This is a genomic window from Halomonas sp. CH40, from assembly GCA_041875495.1.
Lineage (GTDB): Bacteria > Pseudomonadota > Gammaproteobacteria > Pseudomonadales > Halomonadaceae > Vreelandella.
Genome location: CP112982.1, coordinates 219,194 through 242,632, shown reverse-complemented (window position 1 = coordinate 242,632; position 23,439 = coordinate 219,194). Strand labels below are relative to the sequence as shown.

The window sequence follows — 23,439 nt, the reverse complement described above, 5'->3', positions numbered from 1 at the left end:
TACGCCTGGGAAATTATTTAAATTGCACTAAAAATTAACCGCGCCCTATTTGCATAAGGCGCGGCTAACGGACCGCCAGAACAGCAGGCCTGCTCTTGGCTATAACAGCCGGACGCTGGCATAGGTCGGCTCTCCCTGAGCCTGGGCCAATGCCAACACAGCGCTGGAAACCGGTGATGTAGGCTCATCATGACGGGCAGAATCGAGAGCTGCCATTTCCATCACCGACTTCGCCGGTGCTCGGCCATTGATCCCCAGGCGCTCATCCCGCGGTGGGATGCCAAAGAACTCGCGGTAGCACTTGGAAAAGTGCGGCGTGGAAACAAAACCGCAGGCCGTGGCCACTTCGATAATCGGCATGGAGGTCTGCTTGAGCAGCTGGCGGGCACGGGTCAGGCGTAACTTGAGGTAGTAACGCGAGGGCGAACAGTGCAGGTATTTCTGGAAAAGGCGCTCCAGCTGGCGGCGCGAAACGCTGACGTATTGCGCCAGCTCGTCCAGGCCAATCGGCTCCTCAAGATTGGCTTCCATCAGGGCGACAATTTCCAGCAGTTTGGGCTGGGTCGTACCCAGCACATGCTTGAGCGGCACCCGCTGCAGATCCTGCTCGCCGCGTACCCGTTCGCAGATAAACATCTCGGAAATACCGGCCGACAGTTCACGGCCATGGTCACGCCCGATCAGGTTAAGCATCATATCCAGCGGCGCAGCGCCGCCAGACGCCGTTGCCCGGTCGCGGTCGATGGTAAACAGGCGAGTGGACAGCGCCACCCGTGGGAAGGCCTCCTGCATGGCCGCCAGGCATTCCCAGTGGACGCTGGTTTCGTAGCCATCCAGCAACCCGGCCTTGGCCAGCGCCCAGCTACCAGTACACACAGCGCCCAAACGCCGCGATGCCCGCGCCTGGGACTGCAGCCAGTTGAGATGCTCACGCTGCACACTACGACTAGGCCCTACGCCTCCGCAGACGATGACCATATCCAGCGCCAGCGGCGTTGAGGTACTGGCATCCGGCACGGTTTTCAAGCCATCGCTGGCGCTCACCGTGGTGCCATCCAGGCTGATTGTGAACCAGCGATAAAGCTCGCGCCCCGCCAACTGATTCGCCATGCGCAGTGGCTCAATGGCTGATGCCAGTGAAATCAGGGTAAAATTATCCAACAGTAAAAAACCAATGGTCTGTACCGCAGGCGCGCAAGCCCTCTCTTTGTTTGTTGTCATGGTTGAATCTCCTCTCAGCCACCCATCGCTTTAGCGATTTTCTTTTTGTATCTGTTATCTGTCTTTCTGCGACCTGGCCTGAGGGTGGTCTGTCGCTGAAAGGCAAGCCCTAGGGTCTGTTGACGTTTCATCGCGAACCGCGTTGCTGCGCCAAAGGGCGTCAGGCAAGGCGCGACACGACGGCAATGGTGGTGCCCTTACCGAGTGGCGCAACGCCGCATGGCGTTCTTTGGCGCGCAACCCGAAGGGACAGGGCCCTTTTGGCACAGCCCTGCGTTGTTCGTCGCTAATTGGGAACCACCCAACCACGCTCCTCACGCCTTGCTCTGCACCAAAAGGGTCTCTGTCGCGGCCGTGAGTAAACGTCAACAGACCCTAGCTCGAATGTAACGCTTATGTCGTATTTTGACATACGCATTTTCCACTAATTAATCTTTCAGCCCTTCACAGCCCGGCAAGTGTCGTTTTTGAATATACGAGCGTCGCTCTCAAACTTAGCTAAAAAAGAAACGCCGGACGAGATTTTTCTCTGCCCGGCGCGCTGTCAGCAGCCCCTAATCAGCATTCAATGGCATTGACCGCCAGACCTCCTTTGGAGGTTTCCTTGTATTTGTCCTGCATATCGCGGCCGGTATCGCGCATGGTGCGAATCGCCTTATCCAGGGAAATAAAGTGCTCACCGTCGCCGCGTAGCGCCATCTGGGCAGCATTGATGGCCTTGACGGAAGCGATCGCATTACGCTCAATACACGGCACCTGCACCAGCCCCCCTACCGGGTCGCAAGTCAGCCCCAGGTTATGCTCAAGACCAATTTCAGCGGCGTTTTCCACTTGTCCCACGCTGCCACCCATAACCTCGGCCAGCCCAGCAGCGGCCATGGCACAGGCCGAGCCTACTTCTCCCTGACAGCCCACCTCGGCACCGGAAATCGACGCGTTTTTCTTGCACAGGATCCCCACGGCCCCGGCCGCCAGCAGAAAATCCACCACATTGCGTTCACAGGCATCCGGCTGGAATTTCATATAGTAATGCAGCACCGCAGGGATGATGCCTGCGGCCCCATTGGTGGGAGCAGTGACCATGCGCCCACCCGCGGCATTCTCTTCGTTAACCGCCAGGGCAAAGACGTTGACCCAATCCATGGCCGAAAACGTTGAGGTAATCAGGCTGGGGTTATCCTCAAAAATCTCCAGCCGCCGATGCAGGCTGGCGGCCCGGCGCCTGACGTTCAAGCCTCCCGGCAGGATACTTTCAGTGCTTTGCAACCCGGCCTCAACGCAGTTCTGCATGGCTCGCCAGATATCCCATAGCCCGGCTCGCACCTGCGCTTCGCCACGCCAGGCCTTTTCGTTTTCGAGCATTAGCTCACTGATGCTCAGGCCATGCTGCTGGCACAGTGCCATAAGCTCAGCGGCGGAGTTGAAATCATAGGGCAGCACGGTGGTATCGCTATCCAGCACGCCTTCGCGAGCCTGGGCTTCATCCACCACAAAGCCCCCTCCCACGGAGTAATAGGTATTGCGATGCAGCTCCCCCTTGGCACCGTGGGCAATCAGGCGCATGGCATTGGGATGATGAGGCAGACACTCATCATGCAACTGCATATCCCTGAGCCAATCAAAGGCGATGGCCAACCGGTTGTCGAGCAGCAGTGTCTGGGTTTCCAGCAGGGTTTCGATACGTGGGCTGATGACGTTTGGATCAATCTCGTCAGGGCGCTCCCCCATCAACCCCATGATCACCGCCCGGTCGGTGCCATGCCCGATGCCAGTGGCAGATAGCGAGCCGTATAGCTGCACTTCGACCCTTGCCACCTGGGGCAACACCTGCTGAACGCGCAGTTCAGCCAGAAAATCAAAGGCCGCCCGCATTGGCCCAACGGTATGCGAGCTTGATGGCCCTACCCCAATCTTGAACAGATCGAACACACTGATTGACATTCTGCTTACCCCCAGGCGACATCAAGCATCGCCATTAAGACAACATTATCGTTATAGGTTAATTTTACTAAAGCATCTGTTATTTTATCGGCCTTACTCAGGCTTATGCGCTATTGTTGGTGGGATACGCAGGTCAGTACAATCGAAAATATCTCTTCCTTGATTTAGTAAAACTAAACCATGAACCGACATCTCAATGCCCAGACCCATGCCTGGCTCAAGGTATTCAGCGTTAGCGCCCGGCACCTTTCTTTCACCCGCGCGGCGGAGGAACTGCATGTCACCACCGGCGCCATCAGCCAGCAGATCAAGCAGCTTGAAGCGCGCCTGGGATTTCGCCTGTTCCGGCGTTTGACCCGGCGCCTGGAATTAACCGATGAAGGGCAACGCCTGGCGGCAGTGACCGAAGAGGCTTATCAGGCCGTCGAACAGGAAGTGCACCGCCTGCGCTCTGGGGTGATGAGCGGCATTCTGCGCCTGCGCAGCGTGCCGTCGTTTCTGAACAAGTGGGTGATGCCGCGCCTGCCAACGCTTCAGGCGCGCTTTCCGGATATTGAACTGCAGATTATCGCTGAGGACAGCAATATCTCGCTGCGCGACGGGGATTTCGACCTGGCGATTGACCTCAACGATGGCTATTACCCGGGCTTCAGCATTACCCCTTTGATGGATGAGCTGATTTTTCCGGTATGTGCGCCCGCCCTGTTGGCAGGCAAGCCACCGCTGGAACGCCCAGAAGATCTGGCCTATTTTCCACTGCTGCATGATGTGACCGCCTGGCGCGGCAGCCATGACTACGCCGAGTGGGAGCATTATCTGAAAGCCATCGCGGCCCCGCATATCAACGTGCGTCGCGGTTATACCTTCAATCGTAATCAGCTGACCATGGAGGCTGCCATTGCAGGGATGGGCGTGGCGATTGCGCGCCGCACCCTGATCACCGATGAACTGGAGAGTGGCGCGCTGACCACTTTGTTTGGCCAGCGCGTGGCCACCGGCAAACAGTACGGCATTGTGCATGCGCCGGGAGCACTGGATGACCGTCGGGTAGCCGCCGTGCATGACTGGCTGGTCGAGGAAGCCCGGCGTGACCAGCGCGCTGATAAGGGCCAGGCGTAACCTCAAACATGGCAGCCCTCAAAGCACGACGTCATAGCCCTCGAACTGCGGCGGGCCAAGATAGATCCCTTCGGGCGCCTTGGCGTTGGCATGCGCCTTGCGGAATGCCTCGGATTTGGTCCAGGCGCGAAACGCGGCTTGTGACGTCCATTCGCTGTGAGAAATAAATACCGTACAGTCTTCTTTGCTCTCACCCTGGAGCATATGAAACGACTTGAAGCCCGGCACTTCATCCAGGTAACTGTCGCGATTACGCCAGATATTCAGGAAATCCTCTTCCCGCCCCGGCGCAATACGAAAACGGTTCATAGCGATATACATGCTGCGGCCTCCTTAACATAACCATCTGATGCTGTAGAAAGTTAACGCTACCCTGTTCCAGCGCGCTTGAAAACCGCCATCTACCGCAACGATACTTGATGCCTATCACCTGCTGCCTGGAGCGAAGTGTCGCACAGCAGGGAAGGCGCGCCGGTAAAATGCTTATAATGAAAACTACAGACCATCAATATTAGCGACCCCTGCTTTTTCTACCACCACGCCAGAGAACGCTTATGCCAACATTACGCTTTGCTACGCTCGCCTTGGGCAGCCTGTTATTTGCCGCGACAGCCAGTGCCACTACCTTGAGCGTCGATGATCCTTACGTGCGTGAGGTACCGCCCGGCTCACCTGCCACCGCCGCTTTCATGACCTTGCACAATAGCAGTGATAGCGCGGTTCGCCTGATCAGTGCCGACAATAGCATTGCCGAGCATACCGAGCTGCATAACCACGTGGATGTAGACGGCGTGATGCAAATGCGTCAGATTGAGGCCATAGAGGTACCCGCAGGTGGCTCTGCCACACTGGCACCCGGCGGCCTGCACTTGATGCTGATTGGCCTGCAAAACCCAGTGAGTGAAGGCGATCAGGTAGGGGTAAGCCTGAACTTTGATAACGGTGAAACGCTGGAACTTGATGCCCCCGTGCGACCGGTCATGCCAATGCGTCATCACCAGGAATAACGTCTCAAGCGCCATCAGCCCGGCAAGGTGACCTCCCATAGGTGACCCATGGCAGAAGACCGTATCGTTCAGGTCGTGTGGTTCAAGCGCGACCTGCGCATTCATGACCATCAGCCCTTGCAACAGGCAGCTGCCCAGGGCCCGGTGCTGGCTGTTTTTGCCATTGAGCCTGAACAGTGGCAAACGCCGGACAGCGCGTTACGCCACTGGCAGTTTGCGGCTGACTGCCTGGTTGATCTTGCCCATGCATTGGCGAACCTCAATCTGCCGCTGTGCTGCTGGCAGGGCAGCATACTGGCGTTGCTTGATGCGCTGAAAGCTCGCTATGGCGACTTTGCCCTCCATTCGCACCAGGAAACCGGTAACGCCTGGAGCCATGCCCGTGACGATGCCGTCGCCGCCTGGTGCCAGACAAGCGCTGTCAGCTGGCATCAGGCTCGTCAGCATGGAGTTGTTCGCGGGCTAGCGCAGCGCCAGCAGTGGGAAACCCAATGGGAAACCTTGATGGCATCAGCGACTGTCCCCGCCCCTGCCAACGCTGAACCGGCCAATGGCTGGGAAGCCTTTCATCACGTCAGCATCGCCTCGCTCAACGCACTCACCCTGGGGTATGACCAGACGCCCTGCCCTCAGCGCCAGTCTGGCGGCCGTCAGGCTGGCCGGGCCCTGTGGCGCAGTTTCGTGCAACACCGCGGGCTGCGCTATCGCGGGTCGCTTTCCAACCCCTTGCTGGCCTGGGAATTTGGCTCACGCTTATCGCCACATCTGGCCTGGGGCACTCTTTCCCTACGCGAAGTCGTCCAGTCCCTGCGCCGCCAACGCCAAAAGCATCAGTGTGACCCACGCTGGTCGGCATCCCTAAGAGCATTTACATCACGGCTTTACTGGCACTGCCACTTCATCCAGAAGCTGGAAAGCCAGCCGGATATGGAATACCGCACGCTTCACCCTGCGCTGCGTGGCCTGCGCGAACGCGACCCGAAGCATCCGCACCTGCTGGCCTGGCAGCAGGGGCAGACCGGCGTGCCACTGGTAGATGCCTGCATGCGCAGCCTGATCGCCACTGGCTGGCTGAATTTTCGCATGCGCGCCATGCTGATTTCCTTCGCCACCTTTGGGCTGGGACTGCATTGGCGGGAACCCGCACTGCATCTGGCCCGGCTGTTTACCGATTACGAACCTGGCATTCACTACCCTCAGATCCAGATGCAGTCCGGCGCAACCGGCACCAATGCCCTACGTGTCTATAACCCGCTCAAACAGGCGGAAGACAACGACCCAAAAGGGGGTTTCATTGCCCATTGGGTGCCGGAACTGGCGGCCTTACCGCTTGAGTGGCGCAGAAAGCCCTGGGCATTGCCAACATCTTTACGCCAGCACTTCGGGTTTCAGCCGGGAAGTGACTACCCTTTGCCATATGATTTCGAACGCGAAGCGCGCCACTGGAAAGATTGCCTTTACCAGCTGAGACGTACACCGCAGGCACGCCAGCAAAGCCAGGCACTGCTGGGTAAACTTGCCAGCCAAAGTTCTGTTTCAGGGCGCAAACGCTCGAAACGCCGCACAGTATCCAGTCGCCAGCTAACACTTTTCGTTGACGGCAAGCCCGCTGAGGACAACTAGAAGCATGGGCACCTTTCTGCAGCAAGTAGTAGACTTGAACCAAGTTCAGAAGCGCGCTCCGCAACACACCATGCCAGAACAAAACGGTTAACGATAATGCACCGAAAATCACTGCTACGGTTATTCAGCCTGCTAGGCCTGGCCTCTATCATGACCGGCTGCGCCATGCTGGCCCCCAGCCCACCGCAGGAACAAAGCAATATCTGCGAGATCTTTCGTGAACAGCCGGACTGGTACGATTACGCCCACGATTCCCAGGAAAAGTGGGGCACCCCGATTGCCACCCAACTGGCGTTCATCCAGCAGGAATCGTCATTCAGAAGCCATGCCAAACCGCCGCGCAGTAAGATTCTAGGCTTCATTCCCGGCCCCAGGCCGTCGTCAGCGAAAGGCTACGCCCAGGCTCAGGATCCGGTCTGGGGAGAATACCGCGACCAGGCGGGCAGCACTTTTGCCCGGCGTACCCATATGAAACATGCCACCGATTTTATCGGCTGGTATAACACCCGCACCCAGGCACAGACGGGCATCTCCCTGAACAACCCCGAACACCTGTATCTGGCCTATCATGAAGGTGCGGGCGGTTATCAACGCGGCAGCTATCGCCAAAAATCGGCTGTTCAGCGGGCAGCGCGTCAGGTCGCTCAGCGCGCCAGTCGTTACAGCGCGCAACTGGCCAGCTGTGAAAGTGAGTTCCAGTGCGACAGCTTTTATCAGATATGGCCATTTTGCCGTGCGGATTGACAGAACCCGAGGATGCCGCTAGATTAAATGAGAATAAATATTATTTGCAACCCTCCTTCGGCCTGAGTCGTTATCCTTAAATCGCCGGGGTCTTCAAAGGTTTGGCACGATGAACTCTGAAACACGTCAACTGCGTCAAACGCTGATCTTTATTCGCACGTCCTTCGAGGCTATTCAAGGCTCCATGGCGGGGCGCCTGGATGATCCGCTGCCCTGCTGGCTGGATGCCAGCCTGCTCGCCCTGCTGAGCCGTGAGCTGAAACGCTGCTATCAACAGGCAGCTTTCGGCGACCCTTTGCTCGCCAAGCAGTTGCTGGTGGCCTCCCAGGGCAGCGACCTGCTACTTAAACAGTGCCCCGGCGTGCTTAGCAGCGCTGTCTGCTACCGCCAGCTCAGCGCCATTCTGGAACCGCTTGACGCAGCCATTATTCAGCTTGGAGAGACAAAAAAACGCCGCTGGCCCTGGCAGCGGCGTTAATTCAGAGATTGCTGGTTGCTATTGATTGCTCAACCACTGGCGTCAATCATCGTAATGGTCAGAAGGTTTCCCAATCGTCCTCATCCTGTGACGGTTTCTCAACAGGCTTGCGCTGATGCAACGTCTTGGGCGCCGTGGGGCGGCTTGAGCCATTGGCTTGCAACGCAGGACGCGCTGCTTCGGCAGGCGGCGTCATCAACGCTGGGCGCGCTTCGCCCTGACGGATTCTGAAGAAGGCGACTGCTTTAGCCAGGTCGCGCGCCTGTTCTTCCATGGAGGCAGACGCATTGGCGGTTTCTTCCACCAGCGCCGCATTCTGCTGAGTCACGTCATCCATCTGGTTGATCGCCGTGCTCATCTGGTCAATCGCCGAGGTCTGCTCATCAGATGCCCGGCTGACCTCTTCCATCAGGTCCGACACCTTACCGATATTGGTCACAATCTGCTGCATGGAATCACCCACGGCTTCCACCAGCGAACTGCCCTGCTTGACCACCTCATCGTTTTCTACAATCAGCCCCTGAATCTGCTTGGCGGCATCGGCGGAGCGCTGGGCCAGGCTGCGCACTTCCTGGGCTACTACGGCAAAGCCGCGCCCCTGTTCACCGGCACGTGCCGCTTCTACAGAGGCATTCAAGGCCAGGATGTTGGTCTGGAAAGCAATGCCGTCGATCAGGCTGACAATACCGCTGATTTTCTCCGAGCTTTCGGTCAACTCGTGCATTTTGCCCACCGCTTCAGAGACCTTGTCGCCCCCATAGCTGGCCGACCGGCTGGCGGTATGGGCGAGCTGGTTGGCTTCACCGGTATGCTGGGTATTGTTTTTCACCGTAGACGCTACCTGCTCCATGCTTGCCGCTGTTTCCTGCAGGCTGGAGGCCTGTTGTTCGGTGCGTTGGGAAAGGTCAATATTACCGCTGGAAATCTGCGAGGAAGCGGTCGAAATCGCGTCAGCCGACGTCTGGATTTCACCAATCAGCGATTGCAGCTTGCTCTGCATGTCATCCAGCTCAATCAGCATATCGCCGATTTCATCACGGTGGCTGGACGTGACTTTATGGGTCAGATCCCCTTCTGCCATGGCATGGAAATGCTTGCGCGCCATCGCCAAAGGCTGAGTAATACGTTGAATCAGCAGCCAGCCCATGATGCCGCCAAGCAGTACGGCAATCGCCAGGGCACCAATCATCAGGTTGCGCATAAAATCAGCGCGCGACAGCGCTGCCTGGTATTCATCCTGTGCCGCCCGCTCTTCAAGTTCAATCAGCTCTGTCAGAGTTTCGCTCATCTGACGATAGGCGGGCAATGCTTCGGTAAACGCCTGCTCGTCTGCCTGTTCGAAATTGCCCATGCTATACATCGGCATGATCGGCGCAACGATAGACAGCAGCGCTCGATAGTCTTCACGGAACTGTTCTGCCAGCGCAGCGACGTCAGCCGGAAGGTCGCGGGCCATCAAAGCTTCCCAGGTTGAATCAATATTGGAAAGATTCTGGACAATGTTGTCCATATGCAGCTGCACCGGGTGATCATGCAAGCTACTGACTGGCAATATCGGGTTGTGCTGGCCCGACAGCGAAAGCTCCATGATCATATCCTTGGCATACTCATTCAACGCTGCAATACGCTGTGTATTACGCAGGTTATCCTGGTAAATGGTATCCACCGCCCGGTTGGATGACAGCATTCCACTAAAGCCCATGGCACCTACCACCAGCATCAATATCAACATCACGCTGATCACCGTAATCAGGCGTGCCTTTATTGTTACGCGCATTTGTACTCCTTCCGGCAGGATAAGGGATCAGGTAAAGAACCGCTTCTGATAGAGAACGTGGTTAGCGATAGCCAGCATCTTCTGTCTTGATAGCTATATTTAACAATAATACATATTCTTGGCGTAAAGTGTCAGTCCGCCATTTGATGTACATCAACAAGGCATGACTTTTATTTCAATGGCTGGGGGGGTACACCAATGCAAGGCGAATCAAGGTTCAAAAACCCTAGGCGATTAGGGGCTTTTTTGGCGCGCTGCAGGCAGCAGCAGGCTGTTAGATTGATTATCAAACCTACGCTATAAGCTTCGAGGAGACGTCAATGGATAATTTCTCGGTGTTGCTGGGGCTGGCTGCAGTGGCCGTGCTGATCGTCATGGCAACTCGGGGTAGCGGCGGCGAAGATGAGCAGCATTCAAAAGACGCTCTGGACACCCAAACAACTAAATCTGGCGCGATTGACAGCCCGCCAGAAACAGAGACGGGTGGCAGCAATAAAACGCGGGCCAAGGGTAAGCAGCACTCACTCTTTGTGATTTTTGCACATCCCGATGAAGCTACCGACCAACGCCTGACCGAATGGCTGGAAGACAAACAGGCCCGCTTTGATCCGATCAAGAAGGTCTTTCATATCGACGGCGTGCAGCCCTCCAACCCGATCACCATTGCCAATGCCTTCCCGCCGGGGGAAATGCCTGATCTGTTACGCGGCGAGGTGCATCAGCCTATCCGCGGGATCAGTCTGCTGGTCAAGCCGCCGCTGCACAAAAGGCGCAACAAGCAGATGATTGCCTATGTCGATATCGCCAAGGAAATTGGTGAACTGTTCGACGGCGACATGCTGGACGCCAACCGAAAACCTGCCTCCGATGAGACCTATACCAAAATCATTGGCTGAAAGGCGTACGTCGATTGAACATCCAAAGGCTCAGCATTCCAGCAGGCATTGACCTTCCAGCACGGCAGCAAGGCGTGACTGCAGAATCTCTACAATGCCGACATGCTCTCCCACCAGTTGGGTAGGCACAATTTTCAATCCCGGGCGAGCCTGCATGGCTGCAGCGTTGATGGTGGCAATATCCCCACCTTCACCGGCATGTCGGCCTGGCGATAAAAACAGCATGGCAAGAATGACTTCGCCTTCTGGCAGCGCCGGATTAGCCAGCAGGGTTTCCAGCAGTGGCTCGTTAAAGCGATAGGCATCGCCTTCGCGCCGTTCCATGGAGGCCGAGGTAACGCAGCGAACCTCGTCTGCCAGCAGCATGCTCAACTGCCCGCTCAGACGCTGACGAATGGCCGCCACTTCCGGGATAGGGCTGCCGTGGTCCACCAGCACCACGCTGGATTGACTCTCCGGCGTCAGTTGCTCACGTACATTGTCAGCCAGCAATTGCGCCAGGCGCGTATCCACCTCGCCCAGCTCATCCACCAGCGGCATGGCCACCCGCACGCGCAGACCGGGAAAACGTGCCTGTGCTGCCGCCATACGTTCCGGCAGGTAGTCGGTCAGGGCGCGGCTGGGGCCGAAAAAGAACGGCAACACAATGATTTCCTCAGCCCCTGCCTGAGCCGCTTTCTCAACGGCAGGCCCCAGAGTGACGGCCGACTCGCCGCCCAGCGCCTCGGCAGGCACCTTGTTGGAATGCAACAGTGAGGCTGCCTGCACAAAGTGGCCGCTACGTTCGCTCAACAGGGCCGCCACGCGGCGCAGATTAAGCGTTGCCTCGGGCCGCAAGGAACCGTTATCGACCAGAAAAATTGCCTGCATGCTGTCTCCTGACTATGTATGGATCATCTGATTCAGCCACTGGCTAACACATCGGCGGCGGCACGATGCAGCTGGGCATGGCGCGCGGCCAGAGCGGCAATATCACGATCATAGCCACCGCCAATGACTGCCGCGACCGGAATATTACGCTCACGGCAGGCTGCCAGCACGTAATAGTCACGCTGATAAAGGCCAGCATCGCTCAGCGCCAGATAGCCCAGCCGGTCATCGCGGTGTACGTCTACTCCGGCATCATACAGCACCAGATCCGGCTGATAGGCGGCGAGCAGCCCCGGCAAGCGCGCCTCTAGCGCACTGAGATAGTCAGCGTCTTCCAGGCCGTTCTCCAGAGCGATATCCAGATCGCTACGTGCCTTACGCGCTGGAAAATTGCGGCCGGCATGGATAGAAAATGTAAACACGCCCGCCTCATGGGTAAACAGCCGCGCCGTGCCGTCGCCCTGATGCACATCGAGATCCACAATCAGCACCCGGGAGACCCAGCCCCTGGCCAAGGCATCGGCGGCGGCCACCGCCAGGTCATTGATCAGGCAGTAGCCGCTGGCCGCATCCGCGTGCGCATGGTGAGTGCCGCCGGCGGAATTGCACGCCAGCCCGGTGGCCAACGCGGCTTCCACCGTCAGCAGGGTGCCGCCGGTCTCAAGCCGCACCCGCTCAACCAGAGCAGGCGACCAGCCAAAGCCGCTGCGCCTTTGGGCGGCACGGTCAAGCTGCCCGCTGATCAGTGCACTGATATACTCTTTGTGGTGTACGCGATGTAATGCCTGCAAGCTAACCGGCTGTGGCTTTTCCCAGCGAATTGGCATCGCCAGCTGCGCCTTCGCCAACTGTTCGCGCAGCACGCGAAACTTCATCATCGGGAAAGGATGGTTATCAGGCAGTTCAATGGTATAGCCAGGGTGATGAATAACGGTCAGCGGCATTGTCAGACACTCGATTTCACACGGGAGCAAACGCCCATGATGCAGGATACCAGCGCATTCAACCAGCAGCGCCACCAGATTGCGGATGACGAATCGGTCTGGCTGTTTGGCTATGGCTCGCTTATCTGGAAAGCGGACTTCCCTTACCTGGAGCGCCGCCGAGCCACGATTTATGGCTGGGAGCGGCGCTTCTGGCAGGGCTCCCACGACCACCGCGGCACCCTCGAATCACCGGGCCGGGTGGCAACCCTGATTGCCTCGCCGGGCACGCCCTGCCATGGCATGGCCTACCGGATCAGCGGCGAGACGCTCAAACCGCTGGATATCCGTGAAAAAAACGGCTACCTGCGGGAAACCGTTAGCCTGCACTTCAGCGATAACAGTACCGCGAGTGGCCTGGTTTACATGGCCACTCAGGATAACCCGGCCTTCCTCGGGGAATCGCCTCTCGCGGCTATCGCCGAGCAGATTGACCGCGCCCACGGCCCAAGCGGCCCGAACCGTGATTACCTGCTTAATCTGGCTCAGGCGCTACGCGAGATGGCCGTTGAGGATGACCATATCATGGCGCTGGAAAGGCACCTGCTGGCCCTGCGCTAGGGTCGCCACGAAGCGGCTAGGTCAACAGCCAGGATAGAATCATCAGCCCCAGCACAATGCGCACAATGGCACCCAGCAGAGCACCGCGCAGCAGAGCGCTGATGCCCCGCCACAGCACCCACAGCCCGATCACCAGCACCAGTATGCTGAAAAATGACGGGCTGATGCCCAGCGACCCGGCCAGCCCTCTGATAAAATCTTCAAAGGCACCCAGAGAACCATCCGACAAGGACAAAAGCCCGGTTACCAGGGCGCTGATCGCCTCGCCAATGGTTTCTCCTACGCCTTCAAAAAATCCATTTGTGTGTATCATCCGCTTGCCTGCCTTTTGCATTCATCAAGGCGGAGAACTACACCACGGCAAGGCACGGGCTGCAATCCTCATCATTCCGTCGCTGACTGTTCACTCATGCCTAACGCCGCCAACGCCTGGGCCAGCGAAGCTTTTTCACGCTCGGCATACAGGCTGATTTCGTCGGTTACCTGGGTGCCCAGCGCCTGTTCAAACTGCGCCTGGTTAGAGCGGCTTTGGTATTCATCACGGTTGGCATCGCCCAGATTGGATTGAAAGATACCGGCAGCACTGATGGGCAGAAAATCTTCGTAGATCATCGGTGTGGCGACCAGAGCGCCTGCGGCAATCAGCGACTCGATATCCTGCGAGTGGGTGACGCTCACACCTGGATCTGCCCGATAGTGGAAGAACGCCAGCTTTTCACGGCGTAAGGTGGTTTCATCATCCGGAAAGTCACTGAATGCGTCCTGCAGCACCGCTTGATGGGCAGCGTTATCAGCAGCAGGCGTTTGACGCGCCTTGGCCAGCAAACGGTCATACAGGGCCCGGCCTTTATGCGTCAGGGCCACACCGCGCTGCTCAATCTCACCAAAACGGGCGCTGTGGTAGCCTTCAGCGGCATCCGCAAAACGGATCGGCTCATCCAGCGCCTTGAAGCTGGTCTGGCGCAGCAGGATCGGACACTGGCGGCGGGGTGGCCCTTCAATCACCGCCTTGGGGTCGATGCCGTATTCCGGCATCTGCCGTTGAACAGCATCAATATCCAGGGTGCGCGGGGTGAGGTGATTGATATGCGGGCCGCGGAAACATACCACGTCAGCAATCAGGCGATGTTCCTGGCTAAGCGCCTGATAGGTGGCCACCTCTACCGTTGCCTCTTCATGCCAGCGGAAGGTCTCCAGCGCCTGCTCAACAAACTGCTCAGCATCCTGCTCGTTCAGGCCGCCCTGTTGTTCGTAGCGTGCGATCAGCGCCTTGGCCTGCGGCGTGAAAATATCCCGCTCGGCCAGAATGGCACTGGCCTGCTCGCGCAGTGCCGGGTCATCAATCAGTTCCAGGCGTAAGAGCGAGGTAAACACCCTGAAGGGGTTGTAACCTAGTGACGCCTCGTCAATCGGCCGGAAGGCCGTTGAGTGAACCGGCACACCGGCTTCAGAAAGGTCGTAATACCCCACCGGGAACATGCCCATCACCGCAAACAGGCGACGCAACATGGCAAGCTCAGCAGGCGTGCCCACCCGAATGGCGCCGTGACGCTCCACCCCCAGGCGCGGCAGCTCGCCACCTTGCTGCATGCGGGTGTGCAGTTCAGGCGACTGGGACAGCACCTGCTGATTGACGCTCGCCACCAGTTCCAGCAAGGTGCCGTATTGAGGCACTTCGCTCTGATACATGGCCGACATCGCCTTGGAAAAACGGTCGCGTATATGATCGGGGCTAACCCACTCAGTCATGATGCACTCCAGAAGATGGTAAGTATCCAAGAGTTACCATAAACCAGTGGCGCGCCTGACTCGTTCGAAAATTCCCGCTCTTCGTGCAGATACGCGCCACTAGGATTTAATCACGGGGCTCTTGGGCGGCTTCCTCCAGGCTGGCATCAAATACTTCCGGGTACTTGCGCCGCACCCTCAGCAGACGCCAGATGGTAATGGCATTGGTCACCACCACCAGGCCTTCTGCCAGGGTGCCGCCAATCGAGCCAATCAGGATGTTGTTAAGCATCCACGCCAGCGCAGCCAGCCCCAGCCCGACCCGCATGGCAATGCCGCGTAGCAGGAACATGCTCAATGACCCCAGAGTCGCGGCGATCAGCGGAAACACATCAACCCAGTGCTGCCAGGTGAGCGCTGCCGCCAGCAGGTTGGCGAGCAGTACCCCCACCAGCACCTTGCGGCTGCCCACATAACGTCGCGCCAGCATGATCCGCACAATCACCAACAGGGTCAGCACCGCAGCCGTCCAGCTAGCAAAAAACATGAACTGCAGCGCAAAAGCCACATTGGCGGAGATCAGCAGCACCATCAAGCGATCATCCTGCTTGCTGGCAAAGGCGGCTATGCAGATTGCCAGGGCCACCAGGCCAAAAAACTGCCCTGCCAGCAGGCTGGCACCGTATGTTTCCCACATGATTGTTAAATCTCCTTAAAGTAGCCAGCCCCAATGAATTCAACATTTTTATGCAAGCGGCATGCGACAGATCATTACTCAGGCACGTTTTAAAGCGGTTAACGTGGTTTTCAGCTACAATTAATGTAACTTAATTCTAGGTTAGTGATGCCATTACAGGCTGACGCTCGTCGGCGACCTTGCTGTGTTCGAACTCCGTAACAGGACCCTTTTCATGGAGCATCAACACGACGCTATCTGCACCGCGTCAGATAGCCCTTTACTCTATCGCTATCGCGCTGCTTTTCTGCAGTCTCGTGAAGCTATCGTGTTTTTCAAACACGGGCGCATCATTGACTGCAACCCTGCCACCTTGGCACTTTTCGCCATTCCTCAAGACGAGGACCTGGCCACACTGGATATTGAGCGTCTTTCCCCCGCCACCCAACCTGATGGCAAGCTCAGCAAGGTACAGGGTGCTAACCTGATCGCACAGGCGTTAGAAAGCGGCCGATGCTTTTTTGAATGGTGCCTTAAGGATCTGCACGGCCGCCAATTCAGCGCTGAGGTCATGCTTTACCGCCTCGATCTTCCTGATGAGGGTACCCTGTTACAGGCCACGGTGCGCGATATCAGTGAACCAAAAGCCCAGCGTATAGCCCTGCTGCAGCGCGAAAAAGATCTGCTGGAAGCCCAACGCATTGCGCGTCTGGGCAATTGGATTTCAGACTTTAACAGCGGTGAAATTCGCTGGTGTGAACAGATTTACCAGATGTTTGGCCGCCCTTTCGACGAGCGGATCAGCCACGACATCTTCATGCAGGCCATCCACCCAGAAGACCGCCACGCCGTGCAGGCCGCCTTTGATGCAGCCTTGAAAGGGGCACCCTATGATGTCATTCACCGCGTCGTGCGCCCGGACGGTAGCATCCATACACTACATGAGCGGGGCCAGGTTGAATTCAGCCCGTCAGGCTGGGCTCTGCGCATGATCGGCACGGTGCAGGACATCACCGAACAGCAACGCCTGGAAGATGAGCTGGCACGCAATGCCATTACTGACCACCTGACCGGTGCCTACAACCGCAAACGCTTTGATGAAGAAATTGAAAAGACCCTGGCACGGCGGCGGCGTAACGGCGTGATCAGCGCCCTTATTATGCTGGATATTGACCATTTCAAGCCGATCAACGATACCCACGGCCATGACGTAGGCGATGATGTTCTGGTGGCTCTCACCCGGCTGCTCAGTGCCAACCTGCGTGTGCCCGACCTGCTGGCCCGCTGGGGCGGCGAAGAATTTGTGATCATTCTGCCTGACACTGACCTGCTCGAAGCCCGCCATCTGGCCGAACGCCTGCGCCGCCTGATTGCAGAACACTCTTTCGCGGTGATCGGCCATCTCACCGCCAGCCTGGGCGTCACCACCCTGCAGCCCACCGATGACCCGCGCAGCTGCATGAAACGCCTCGACGACGCCCTCTACAAAGCCAAATTTGCAGGCCGTAACCAAGTGGTTGAAGCCCAGCCGGTGATGGATAACTAGCCGTTAGCAAATGTGTCCTGTTCGGGTAATGACCCAGCTCAGTAAAAGTGTTCATTCTAGGCGTACGAGTCGCTTTGACGCACTCCCCTTGGTGAAACTCATCTTTCGTCGTAGTCTCTAATTCCAGTACACAATCTGTACACGCAATTAAGGAATGGTTATGGCGGCGCCTGGCGCACAACAATTATTGACCCGGCTGGCAGCGACTGAGCGGCGGCGCTTGGCGATAGCGGTTGTGTGCGGCACCCTGGCAGGCGCACTGACCTGGGGGCAGATGCTGCTGTTCGCCTGGTTGGTCAGTGTCCTGGTAGTGAATTCACAATCACTGGAAAGCCTGACGGCGCTGTTTGTGCTGTGGCTGCTGATTCTGCCGCTACGCGGCCTGCTCACCTACGCTCAGGAAAGCGCTAGCCAGCAGGCGTCGCTGGCCATTCGCCAGCGCCTGCGCGGTGAGCTGCTGTCTCACCTGGCGGCGCTTGGGCCTGTGCGCCTGGCCAGCTACCATTCAGCCTCATTGGCGCATCAGCTGGTTGAGCAGGTGGAAGCCCTAGACGGTTATTTTGCGCGCTTTCGGGTGCAGATGTGGCTCTCGGTCTTACTGCCCCTGGGCGTGCTGATCATAACCTTGAGCCTTGATTGGCTGGCAGCGCTGTTTCTGTTTCTGTCCGCGCCGATGATTCCGCTGTTCATGTCGCTGGTCGGCATGGGGGCCGAGCGCCTAAACCGTGACCAGTTTGCCGCCGTGGCGCGCCTTTCCGGGCACTTTATCGATCGGGTGCGCAGCCTGACCACACTGCAGCTGTTTGGCCAGACCGCCAGCGCCCGGGAAAGCGTCCACCTGGCCTCCGATGGCTACCGTATTCGCAGCATGCGCACCCTGCGCCTGGCGTTTCTGTCCTCGGCCGTACTGGAATTTTTCGCCTCAGTCGCGATTGCCGTGGTGGCTATCTACATCGGCTTCGGGCTGCTGGGCTATATTGACTACGGCCCTTCCGATCAGCTCACCCTGTTCAGCGGCTTGCTGATTCTGTTGCTGGCCCCTGAGTTCTTCCAGCCGTTGCGCAGCCTGGCGCAGCACTATCATGATCGTGCTGCGGCACTGGGCGCTGCCGATAGCCTGGTCAAGCTGCTGGATGAGACACCGCCGCCCAACCGTCAGGGCGGAGAGCAGGCAACCCCTGCCGTATTACCCTCTGAGGGTTTGCTGAGCCTGGAAAACGCTACGGTGACCCACCCTGGGCGCGGGCGCGTACTTGGGCCGCTGACACTACAACTCCAGGCTGGGGAAACCGTTGTACTGACAGGCCCGTCGGGCAGCGGCAAATCAACCTTACTGCAACTGCTGGCTGGCTTTATTGACGCAGGGGAAGGCCAGCGCCACTGTGCCGCCAACCTGCGTTTTGCCTGGATGGATCAGCGCCCGCTGCTGATTCAGGGCACCCTGGCGGATAACCTGCGCCTTGCCGCGCCAGATGCCAGCGATGCCCATCTGCTTGAAGCGCTGGAAAAAGCTCATCTGGGAGCCCTGGTACGCCAGTTACCCGACGGCATCAACACAGCTATCAGCGAGCGAGGCGTCGGGCTTTCCGGCGGTCAGGCCCAGCGCCTGGCCCTGGCGCGCATTTTCCTTTCCCAGGCACCGCTGGTGCTGCTCGATGAGCCCACCGCCAGCCTGGATGAAACCACCGAACAAGCCGTCATGAGCGCACTAAAAGCGCTTCAGCAGGAAGGTCGCAGCCTGGTAATTGCCACCCACCACCCGGCCTTGATGGCCCTGGCGGATCGCCACTGGCATATCGAACAGGGCCAGTTCAGCGAGCGTGACAGCGCAGCGGAGGCTCACCATGACGACACATGATAGCTTGATTGTCACCCTGCGCCCCTGGCTGGCCGCGCTGAACAGACGGCGCAAGCGCTTATGGCTGGGCGCCCTGATCATGCTGCTGACGCTGCTCTCGGCGCTTGGCCTGCTGGCGGTGTCAGGCTGGTTTATAACCGCCACCGGGATTACCGGCTTGCTGCTTGCTGCCGGTATCGCCGCCAGCTTGGAGGTCTATGTGCCGGGCGGCGCGATTCGTTTTTTCGCTGTCAGCCGAACCGTTACCCGCTATATCGAACGCATCTACAACCACGATACGGTGCTGCGTCTGCTGGCCGACTTACGTACCCAGATGTTCGGTGTCCTGTCGCAACTGGATGGCCACAGTCTGGCCAAGCGTCGCGCCAGTGACTGGCTCAACCGCCTGACCGCTGACATTGATACCCTGGACAGCCTTTATCTGCGCCTGATGGCGCCGCCGGCGGTCGCTCTGCTGGCGATCCTACTGCTCAGCGGTGGCGTGGCGATTTTCGTCCCGCAGGCAGGGCTGCTGCTTGGCGTTGTGCTGTTACTCGGCTGGCTGTGGCTAACGCTTGGCCAGGCACGGCTGGGTATGGCCGCCAGCGAGCGTCATGTTCACCAGCTGGAAGCGCTGCGCAGTCGTATTATCGAGCAGCTCCAGGGGCTGGCAGAACTGGAGGCCTACTCAGGTCTTGATGATCATCGCCGCAAACTGGACGCTATCGAACAGCAGCTGCAGCAGGATCAGCGCCAGCTCGGCCGCTTCGCCGCTATGGGCAATGCCCTGCAGGCCTGGCTGGTCAGCGCCGCAACCCTGATGACCCTGTGGCTCGCGGCCCTGGCCTGGCAGGCAGGCAGTATCAGCGGGGCGGTCATGGTCATGCTGCCCATGGCAGTGCTGGCCATGAATGAAGCCCTCGGTGCGCTGCCGGCGGCCTTCACCTGGCTGGGAGCAACCAAGGGGGCAGCGGCTCGGCTGAATCAGCTAGACGCCAAGCGGGTGACGTATTCAGCAGGCACCACGGCGCCACCGCAGGACGCTAAAACGCTTTCGCTCGACGCGGTCAGCGTCGTCTATCCAGGCGCCTTGCAGCCCGCGCTTGATACATTGTCATTCACTCTGGCACCCGGTGAGCGCCTGGCGATTACCGGCAACTCGGGGTCAGGCAAATCCACCCTGGCGGCGCTGATCAGCCGCCAGCTGGCGCCCTCTCAGGGGCACATCATGCTGGGCGGCATCAACCTTGCCGACTGGCCTGAACATGAGCTGCGCCAGCGGGTCGCCGTACTCACCCAGCACAGTGAACTGTTTGACGACAGTCTGGCTGCCAACCTGCGCGTGGCCTACCCTGAAGCAGATGATGACTTGCTCTGGCAGGCACTGGAAAACGTCGACCTTGCCGACTGGGCAAAAAGCCTGCCCAAGGGGTTGCGCACTCGGGTTGGCGAAGGGGGGCGTCAGCTTTCCGGCGGCCAGGCGCGCCGAGTGGCACTGGCACGCCTTTACCTGCGCGACCCGGATCTGGTGCTGCTGGATGAGCCATTTGCCGGCGTCGATAGCGCAACGGCACAGCGGCTGGCCGCCAGGCTGGACATCTGGCTGCAACAACGCAGTGTGGTTTATCTGGTGCATCAGCGTCGGCACTCTCCGTCTCAACAGAGTGAGAGCGATTTACCCGGTGTTAGCCGACAGCGGGCACTTGCAACGCGCTGACGGATCCAGCGCCACACGCGCAAAGGCGTACTGCGACAATACGCCGTGCCAAAACGCGCTTTAAAAGCTGATAGGGGGCTTGGTTTACTTTAAGATGAGCATTATGCAATAAACTTATTCTTAAAAAGAATAATTGCATCGATTTTCCCTGAAACAAGCTGGAGGTCAACATGGACCTAGATCCGCTATTGTTATCCAGGCTGCAGTTCGCCTTTGTGGTGTCTTTCCACGCTATTTTTCCGGTGTTCACCATCGGCCTGGCATCCTATATTGCCGTGCTTCACGGCCTGTTCTACAAGACAGAAAACCCCGCCTGGGATCGCCTGGCGCTGTTCTGGACCAAGGTGTTTGCCGTGGTCTTCGGCATGGGGGTGGTATCGGGCATCGTGATGTCGTTCCAGTTTGGTACGAACTGGAGCAACTTCTCGTATGCCACCGCCAACTTCCTGGGGCCAGTACTCAGCTATGAAGTGGTGACGGCCTTCTTCCTGGAAGCCGCCTTCCTCGGGGTGCTGCTGTTTGGACGTAACAAGGTGCCGGAAGGTGTCCACCTGTTTGCGGCCATCATGGTGGCCATTGGTACCTTTATTTCATCGTTCTGGATTCTGTCTGCCAACAGCTGGATGCAGACACCCGCAGGCTTTGAAATGATCGACGGGCGTTTCCATATCGTTTCCTGGACAGAAGCAATCTTCAACCCGTCGTTCTGGTACCGCTTCACTCACATGGGACTGGCCTCCTTCCTGACCGGTGGTTTTGTGGTGGCAGGTGTCAGCGCCTGGTTCCTATTGCGCAAGCGCGATGTGGAAGCCAACAAGAAAGCGCTGTCCATGTGCCTGTGGCTGCTGCTGATCCTGACGCCTGCCCAGGCAGTGGTTGGCGATTTCCATGGCCTTAACACCCTGGAACACCAGCCAACCAAGGTCGCGGCCATGGAAGGTAACTGGGAAACCAGCAGTAATGTACCGCTGTTGCTGTTTGCCATTCCTGACAAGGATTCCCAGAGCAACCTGTTCGAGATCGGCATCCCCAATCTGGCAAGCATCGTTCTGACTCACAGCGCTGAGGGTGAAGTGCCTGGCATTAGTGCCGTGCCGGTAGACGAGCAACCCCCGGTGGCGATTGTGTTCTGGTCGTTCCGTATCATGGTGGGTCTGGGCTTTCTGATGATAGGGGTAGCTCTGGCGGGGCTCTTCCTGCGTCGCAAAGGCCGCGTCTTTGAAAGCCCGCTCTACCATAAGGTGCTGGTCGGCATGATTGCCTCACCCTTTGTGGCCGTGCTGGCAGGCTGGATCGTGACCGAAGCAGGCCGCGCGCCCTGGCTGGTGTATGGCGTGATGTCCCATGCCCAAGGGTTAACGCCCTCGCTGACCGGCGGCATGGCACTGTTCACCCTGATCGGCTATATCGGTGTCTACAGCGTGGTCTTCCTGGTCGGTGTCTACTACCTGTCCCGGGTTGTACGCCAGGGAATGCTGGATGAGCCGCAAGAGGTGCAGGGTGAAATCGAGCGCGCCAAGCGCCCGTTCTCAGCCGCCCACACGCCTTTTGATGACGACACGGACAATCGCATTGAAGGAGCAAACGCATGATTACCTTTGACCTGGCTATTATCTGGGCCGGCATCATCGGCTTCGGCATTATCATGTATGTCATCATGGATGGCTTTGATCTGGGGCTGGGGATTCTCTATCCCTTTGCCCCAGACGAAGAAGCCCGTGATGTGATGATGAACTCGGTTGCTCCCGTCTGGGATGGCAATGAAACCTGGCTGGTACTGGGGGGCGCCGGGCTGCTCGGCGCCTTCCCGCTGGTCTACTCGGTATTCTTGCCAGCGCTTTATATCGGGGTTTTCCTGATGCTGGCGGGGCTTATCTTTCGCGGTATTTCCTTTGAGTTCCGCTTTAAATCGAAGAAAAACCGCCACTGGTGGAATCGTGCGTTCTGCTGGGGTTCTGCCGTCGCCACTTTTGCTCAAGGGGCAGTGGTGGGTGCCTATATCCAGGGCTTCGCAGTCGAGGACTTTGTCTACGTCGGCGGCGCGCTGGACTGGCTAACGCCCTTTACCGTACTGACTGGCCTCGGCATGATGGCAGGTTATTCGCTGCTAGGTGCCACCTGGCTGATCCTGAAATCTGAAGGACACGTTCAGCAGTGGGCCTACCGGATTGCTCCCAAGCTGCTGCTTGCGGTTCTGGCAGTCTTCGCCATTGTCAGCATTTGGACGCCCTTGGTCAGCCTTGAAGTGCGTGAGCGTTGGCTCAGCCAGTTACATCTGATCTGGATATTCCCGATTCTTGCCCTGGTGTGTGCGGCAGTGCTGTATCGCGCAGTTAAACGCCAGAAAGAAGGCTTGCCCTTTGTCATGGCGCTGGGCCTGTTCATCTTCACTTACCTGGGCCTGATTGCCAGTAAGTGGCCGGTGATTGTACCGCCCAACTACACCATCTGGGACGCCTCATCAGCGCCGGAATCACAGCTGTTCCTGTTGATTGGCGTGCTGTTTGTCATCCCCATTGTGCTGGCTTATACCGCCTGGTCCTACTGGGTCTTCCGCGGCAAGGTTAAGGTGGGCGAAGGCTACCATTAATACGCAATAGATATTTTCTCCTCTGGCCAAGTGGCCGGACTTCAGGCGCCCCTAGTGGCGCCTTTTTTTATGCATCTGGTAGCTTACTGGCGCAACATATTAAGGCAGCTTAAAGCCACTGAACC

21 protein-coding genes are annotated in these 23,439 nt (G+C 58.2%); 12 read left to right on the top strand and 9 right to left on the bottom strand.

Going from position 1 to position 23,439, the window contains the following annotated elements:
* Window positions 1-99: 99 nt before the first annotated feature.
* Both OR573_01120 and OR573_01115 read right to left on the bottom strand, forming a co-directional pair.
* The gene (locus OR573_01120) at window positions 100-1,221 is read right to left on the bottom strand and encodes a GlxA family transcriptional regulator (GenBank protein ID XGA80285.1); all 1,122 of its coding nucleotides are present in this window, start codon (window positions 1,219-1,221) and stop codon (window positions 100-102) included.
* Window positions 1,222-1,779: 558 nt separating this feature from the next.
* On the bottom strand, window positions 1,780-3,162 hold the full coding sequence (locus tag OR573_01115; GenBank protein ID XGA80284.1) for an L-serine ammonia-lyase: 1,383 nt from the start codon (window positions 3,160-3,162) through the stop codon (window positions 1,780-1,782).
* Window positions 3,163-3,342: 180 nt separating this feature from the next.
* Between OR573_01115 and OR573_01110 the strand changes: the two genes are divergently transcribed.
* Window positions 3,343-4,281 (top strand): LysR substrate-binding domain-containing protein, encoded by a 939-nt coding sequence (locus OR573_01110; GenBank protein XGA80283.1) that lies wholly within the window; start codon window positions 3,343-3,345, stop codon window positions 4,279-4,281.
* 18 nt (window positions 4,282-4,299) lie between these two features.
* On the opposite strand, the gene OR573_01105 is transcribed toward OR573_01110, so the two are convergent.
* Complete coding sequence (locus tag OR573_01105) at window positions 4,300-4,602, bottom strand: antibiotic biosynthesis monooxygenase (protein XGA80282.1); 303 nt, start codon at window positions 4,600-4,602, stop codon at window positions 4,300-4,302.
* Between the two features lie 233 nt (window positions 4,603-4,835).
* Here OR573_01105 and OR573_01100 point away from each other — a divergent pair, with 233 nt between their 5' ends.
* From OR573_01100 to OR573_01085, 4 genes are all read left to right on the top strand, one after another.
* The gene (locus OR573_01100) at window positions 4,836-5,288 is read left to right on the top strand and encodes a copper chaperone PCu(A)C (protein ID XGA80281.1); all 453 of its coding nucleotides are present in this window, start codon (window positions 4,836-4,838) and stop codon (window positions 5,286-5,288) included.
* Window positions 5,289-5,336: 48 nt separating this feature from the next.
* Window positions 5,337-6,911 carry a deoxyribodipyrimidine photo-lyase gene (locus OR573_01095; GenBank protein ID XGA80280.1) on the top strand — a complete coding sequence of 525 codons (1,575 nt, stop codon included), beginning with the start codon at window positions 5,337-5,339 and terminating at the stop codon, window positions 6,909-6,911.
* A gap of 96 nt (window positions 6,912-7,007) precedes the next feature.
* Window positions 7,008-7,655: a lysozyme-like domain containing protein gene (locus OR573_01090; protein XGA80279.1), complete on the top strand. Its 648-nt coding sequence runs from the start codon at window positions 7,008-7,010 to the stop codon at window positions 7,653-7,655.
* 109 nt (window positions 7,656-7,764) lie between these two features.
* Window positions 7,765-8,133: a hypothetical protein gene (locus OR573_01085; protein ID XGA80278.1), complete on the top strand. Its 369-nt coding sequence runs from the start codon at window positions 7,765-7,767 to the stop codon at window positions 8,131-8,133.
* A 58-nt stretch (window positions 8,134-8,191) separates the two neighbouring features.
* On the opposite strand, the gene OR573_01080 is transcribed toward OR573_01085, so the two are convergent.
* Window positions 8,192-9,910: a methyl-accepting chemotaxis protein gene (locus tag OR573_01080; protein XGA80277.1), complete on the bottom strand. Its 1,719-nt coding sequence runs from the start codon at window positions 9,908-9,910 to the stop codon at window positions 8,192-8,194.
* A gap of 320 nt (window positions 9,911-10,230) precedes the next feature.
* On the opposite strand from OR573_01080, the gene OR573_01075 reads away from it, so the two are divergent.
* Window positions 10,231-10,806: a hypothetical protein gene (locus tag OR573_01075; GenBank protein XGA80276.1), complete on the top strand. Its 576-nt coding sequence runs from the start codon at window positions 10,231-10,233 to the stop codon at window positions 10,804-10,806.
* Window positions 10,807-10,836: 30 nt separating this feature from the next.
* Here OR573_01075 and OR573_01070 read toward each other — a convergent pair whose 3' ends face one another.
* Both OR573_01070 and OR573_01065 read right to left on the bottom strand, forming a co-directional pair.
* Window positions 10,837-11,676 carry a cobalamin biosynthesis protein CbiX gene (locus tag OR573_01070; GenBank protein XGA80275.1) on the bottom strand — a complete coding sequence of 280 codons (840 nt, stop codon included), beginning with the start codon at window positions 11,674-11,676 and terminating at the stop codon, window positions 10,837-10,839.
* 32 nt (window positions 11,677-11,708) lie between these two features.
* Window positions 11,709-12,620, bottom strand: a complete 912-nt coding sequence (locus OR573_01065) for a histone deacetylase (protein XGA80274.1) — start codon at window positions 12,618-12,620, stop codon at window positions 11,709-11,711.
* 36 nt (window positions 12,621-12,656) lie between these two features.
* Here OR573_01065 and OR573_01060 point away from each other — a divergent pair, with 36 nt between their 5' ends.
* A complete protein-coding gene (locus tag OR573_01060; protein XGA80273.1) occupies window positions 12,657-13,220 on the top strand; it encodes a gamma-glutamylcyclotransferase in 564 nt (187 codons plus the stop codon).
* 16 nt (window positions 13,221-13,236) lie between these two features.
* On the opposite strand, the gene OR573_01055 is transcribed toward OR573_01060, so the two are convergent.
* The 3 genes from OR573_01055 to OR573_01045 form a co-directional block, all read right to left on the bottom strand.
* Window positions 13,237-13,530 (bottom strand): hypothetical protein, encoded by a 294-nt coding sequence (locus OR573_01055; GenBank protein ID XGA81642.1) that lies wholly within the window; start codon window positions 13,528-13,530, stop codon window positions 13,237-13,239.
* Between the two features lie 74 nt (window positions 13,531-13,604).
* Window positions 13,605-14,969 (bottom strand): VOC family protein, encoded by a 1,365-nt coding sequence (locus tag OR573_01050; protein ID XGA80272.1) that lies wholly within the window; start codon window positions 14,967-14,969, stop codon window positions 13,605-13,607.
* Window positions 14,970-15,075: 106 nt separating this feature from the next.
* The gene (locus tag OR573_01045) at window positions 15,076-15,645 is read right to left on the bottom strand and encodes a YgjV family protein (GenBank protein ID XGA80271.1); all 570 of its coding nucleotides are present in this window, start codon (window positions 15,643-15,645) and stop codon (window positions 15,076-15,078) included.
* A gap of 214 nt (window positions 15,646-15,859) precedes the next feature.
* On the opposite strand from OR573_01045, the gene OR573_01040 reads away from it, so the two are divergent.
* The 5 genes from OR573_01040 (at window position 15,860) to cydB (ending at window position 23,314) form a co-directional block, all read left to right on the top strand.
* The gene (locus tag OR573_01040) at window positions 15,860-17,170 is read left to right on the top strand and encodes a diguanylate cyclase (protein XGA80270.1); all 1,311 of its coding nucleotides are present in this window, start codon (window positions 15,860-15,862) and stop codon (window positions 17,168-17,170) included.
* 160 nt (window positions 17,171-17,330) lie between these two features.
* On the top strand, window positions 17,331-19,028 hold the full coding sequence (gene cydD / locus OR573_01035) for a thiol reductant ABC exporter subunit CydD (protein XGA80269.1): 1,698 nt from the start codon (window positions 17,331-17,333) through the stop codon (window positions 19,026-19,028).
* Window positions 19,015-20,724: a thiol reductant ABC exporter subunit CydC gene (gene cydC, locus OR573_01030; GenBank protein XGA80268.1), complete on the top strand. Its 1,710-nt coding sequence runs from the start codon at window positions 19,015-19,017 to the stop codon at window positions 20,722-20,724. Before cydD ends, cydC begins: the two co-directional genes overlap by 14 nt.
* Before the next feature lie 170 nt (window positions 20,725-20,894).
* Window positions 20,895-22,316 (top strand): cytochrome ubiquinol oxidase subunit I, encoded by a 1,422-nt coding sequence (locus tag OR573_01025; protein XGA80267.1) that lies wholly within the window; start codon window positions 20,895-20,897, stop codon window positions 22,314-22,316.
* Window positions 22,316-23,314 (top strand): cytochrome d ubiquinol oxidase subunit II, encoded by a 999-nt coding sequence (gene cydB, locus OR573_01020; protein ID XGA81641.1) that lies wholly within the window; start codon window positions 22,316-22,318, stop codon window positions 23,312-23,314. Before OR573_01025 ends, cydB begins: the two co-directional genes overlap by 1 nt.
* Window positions 23,315-23,439 lie beyond the last annotated feature (125 nt).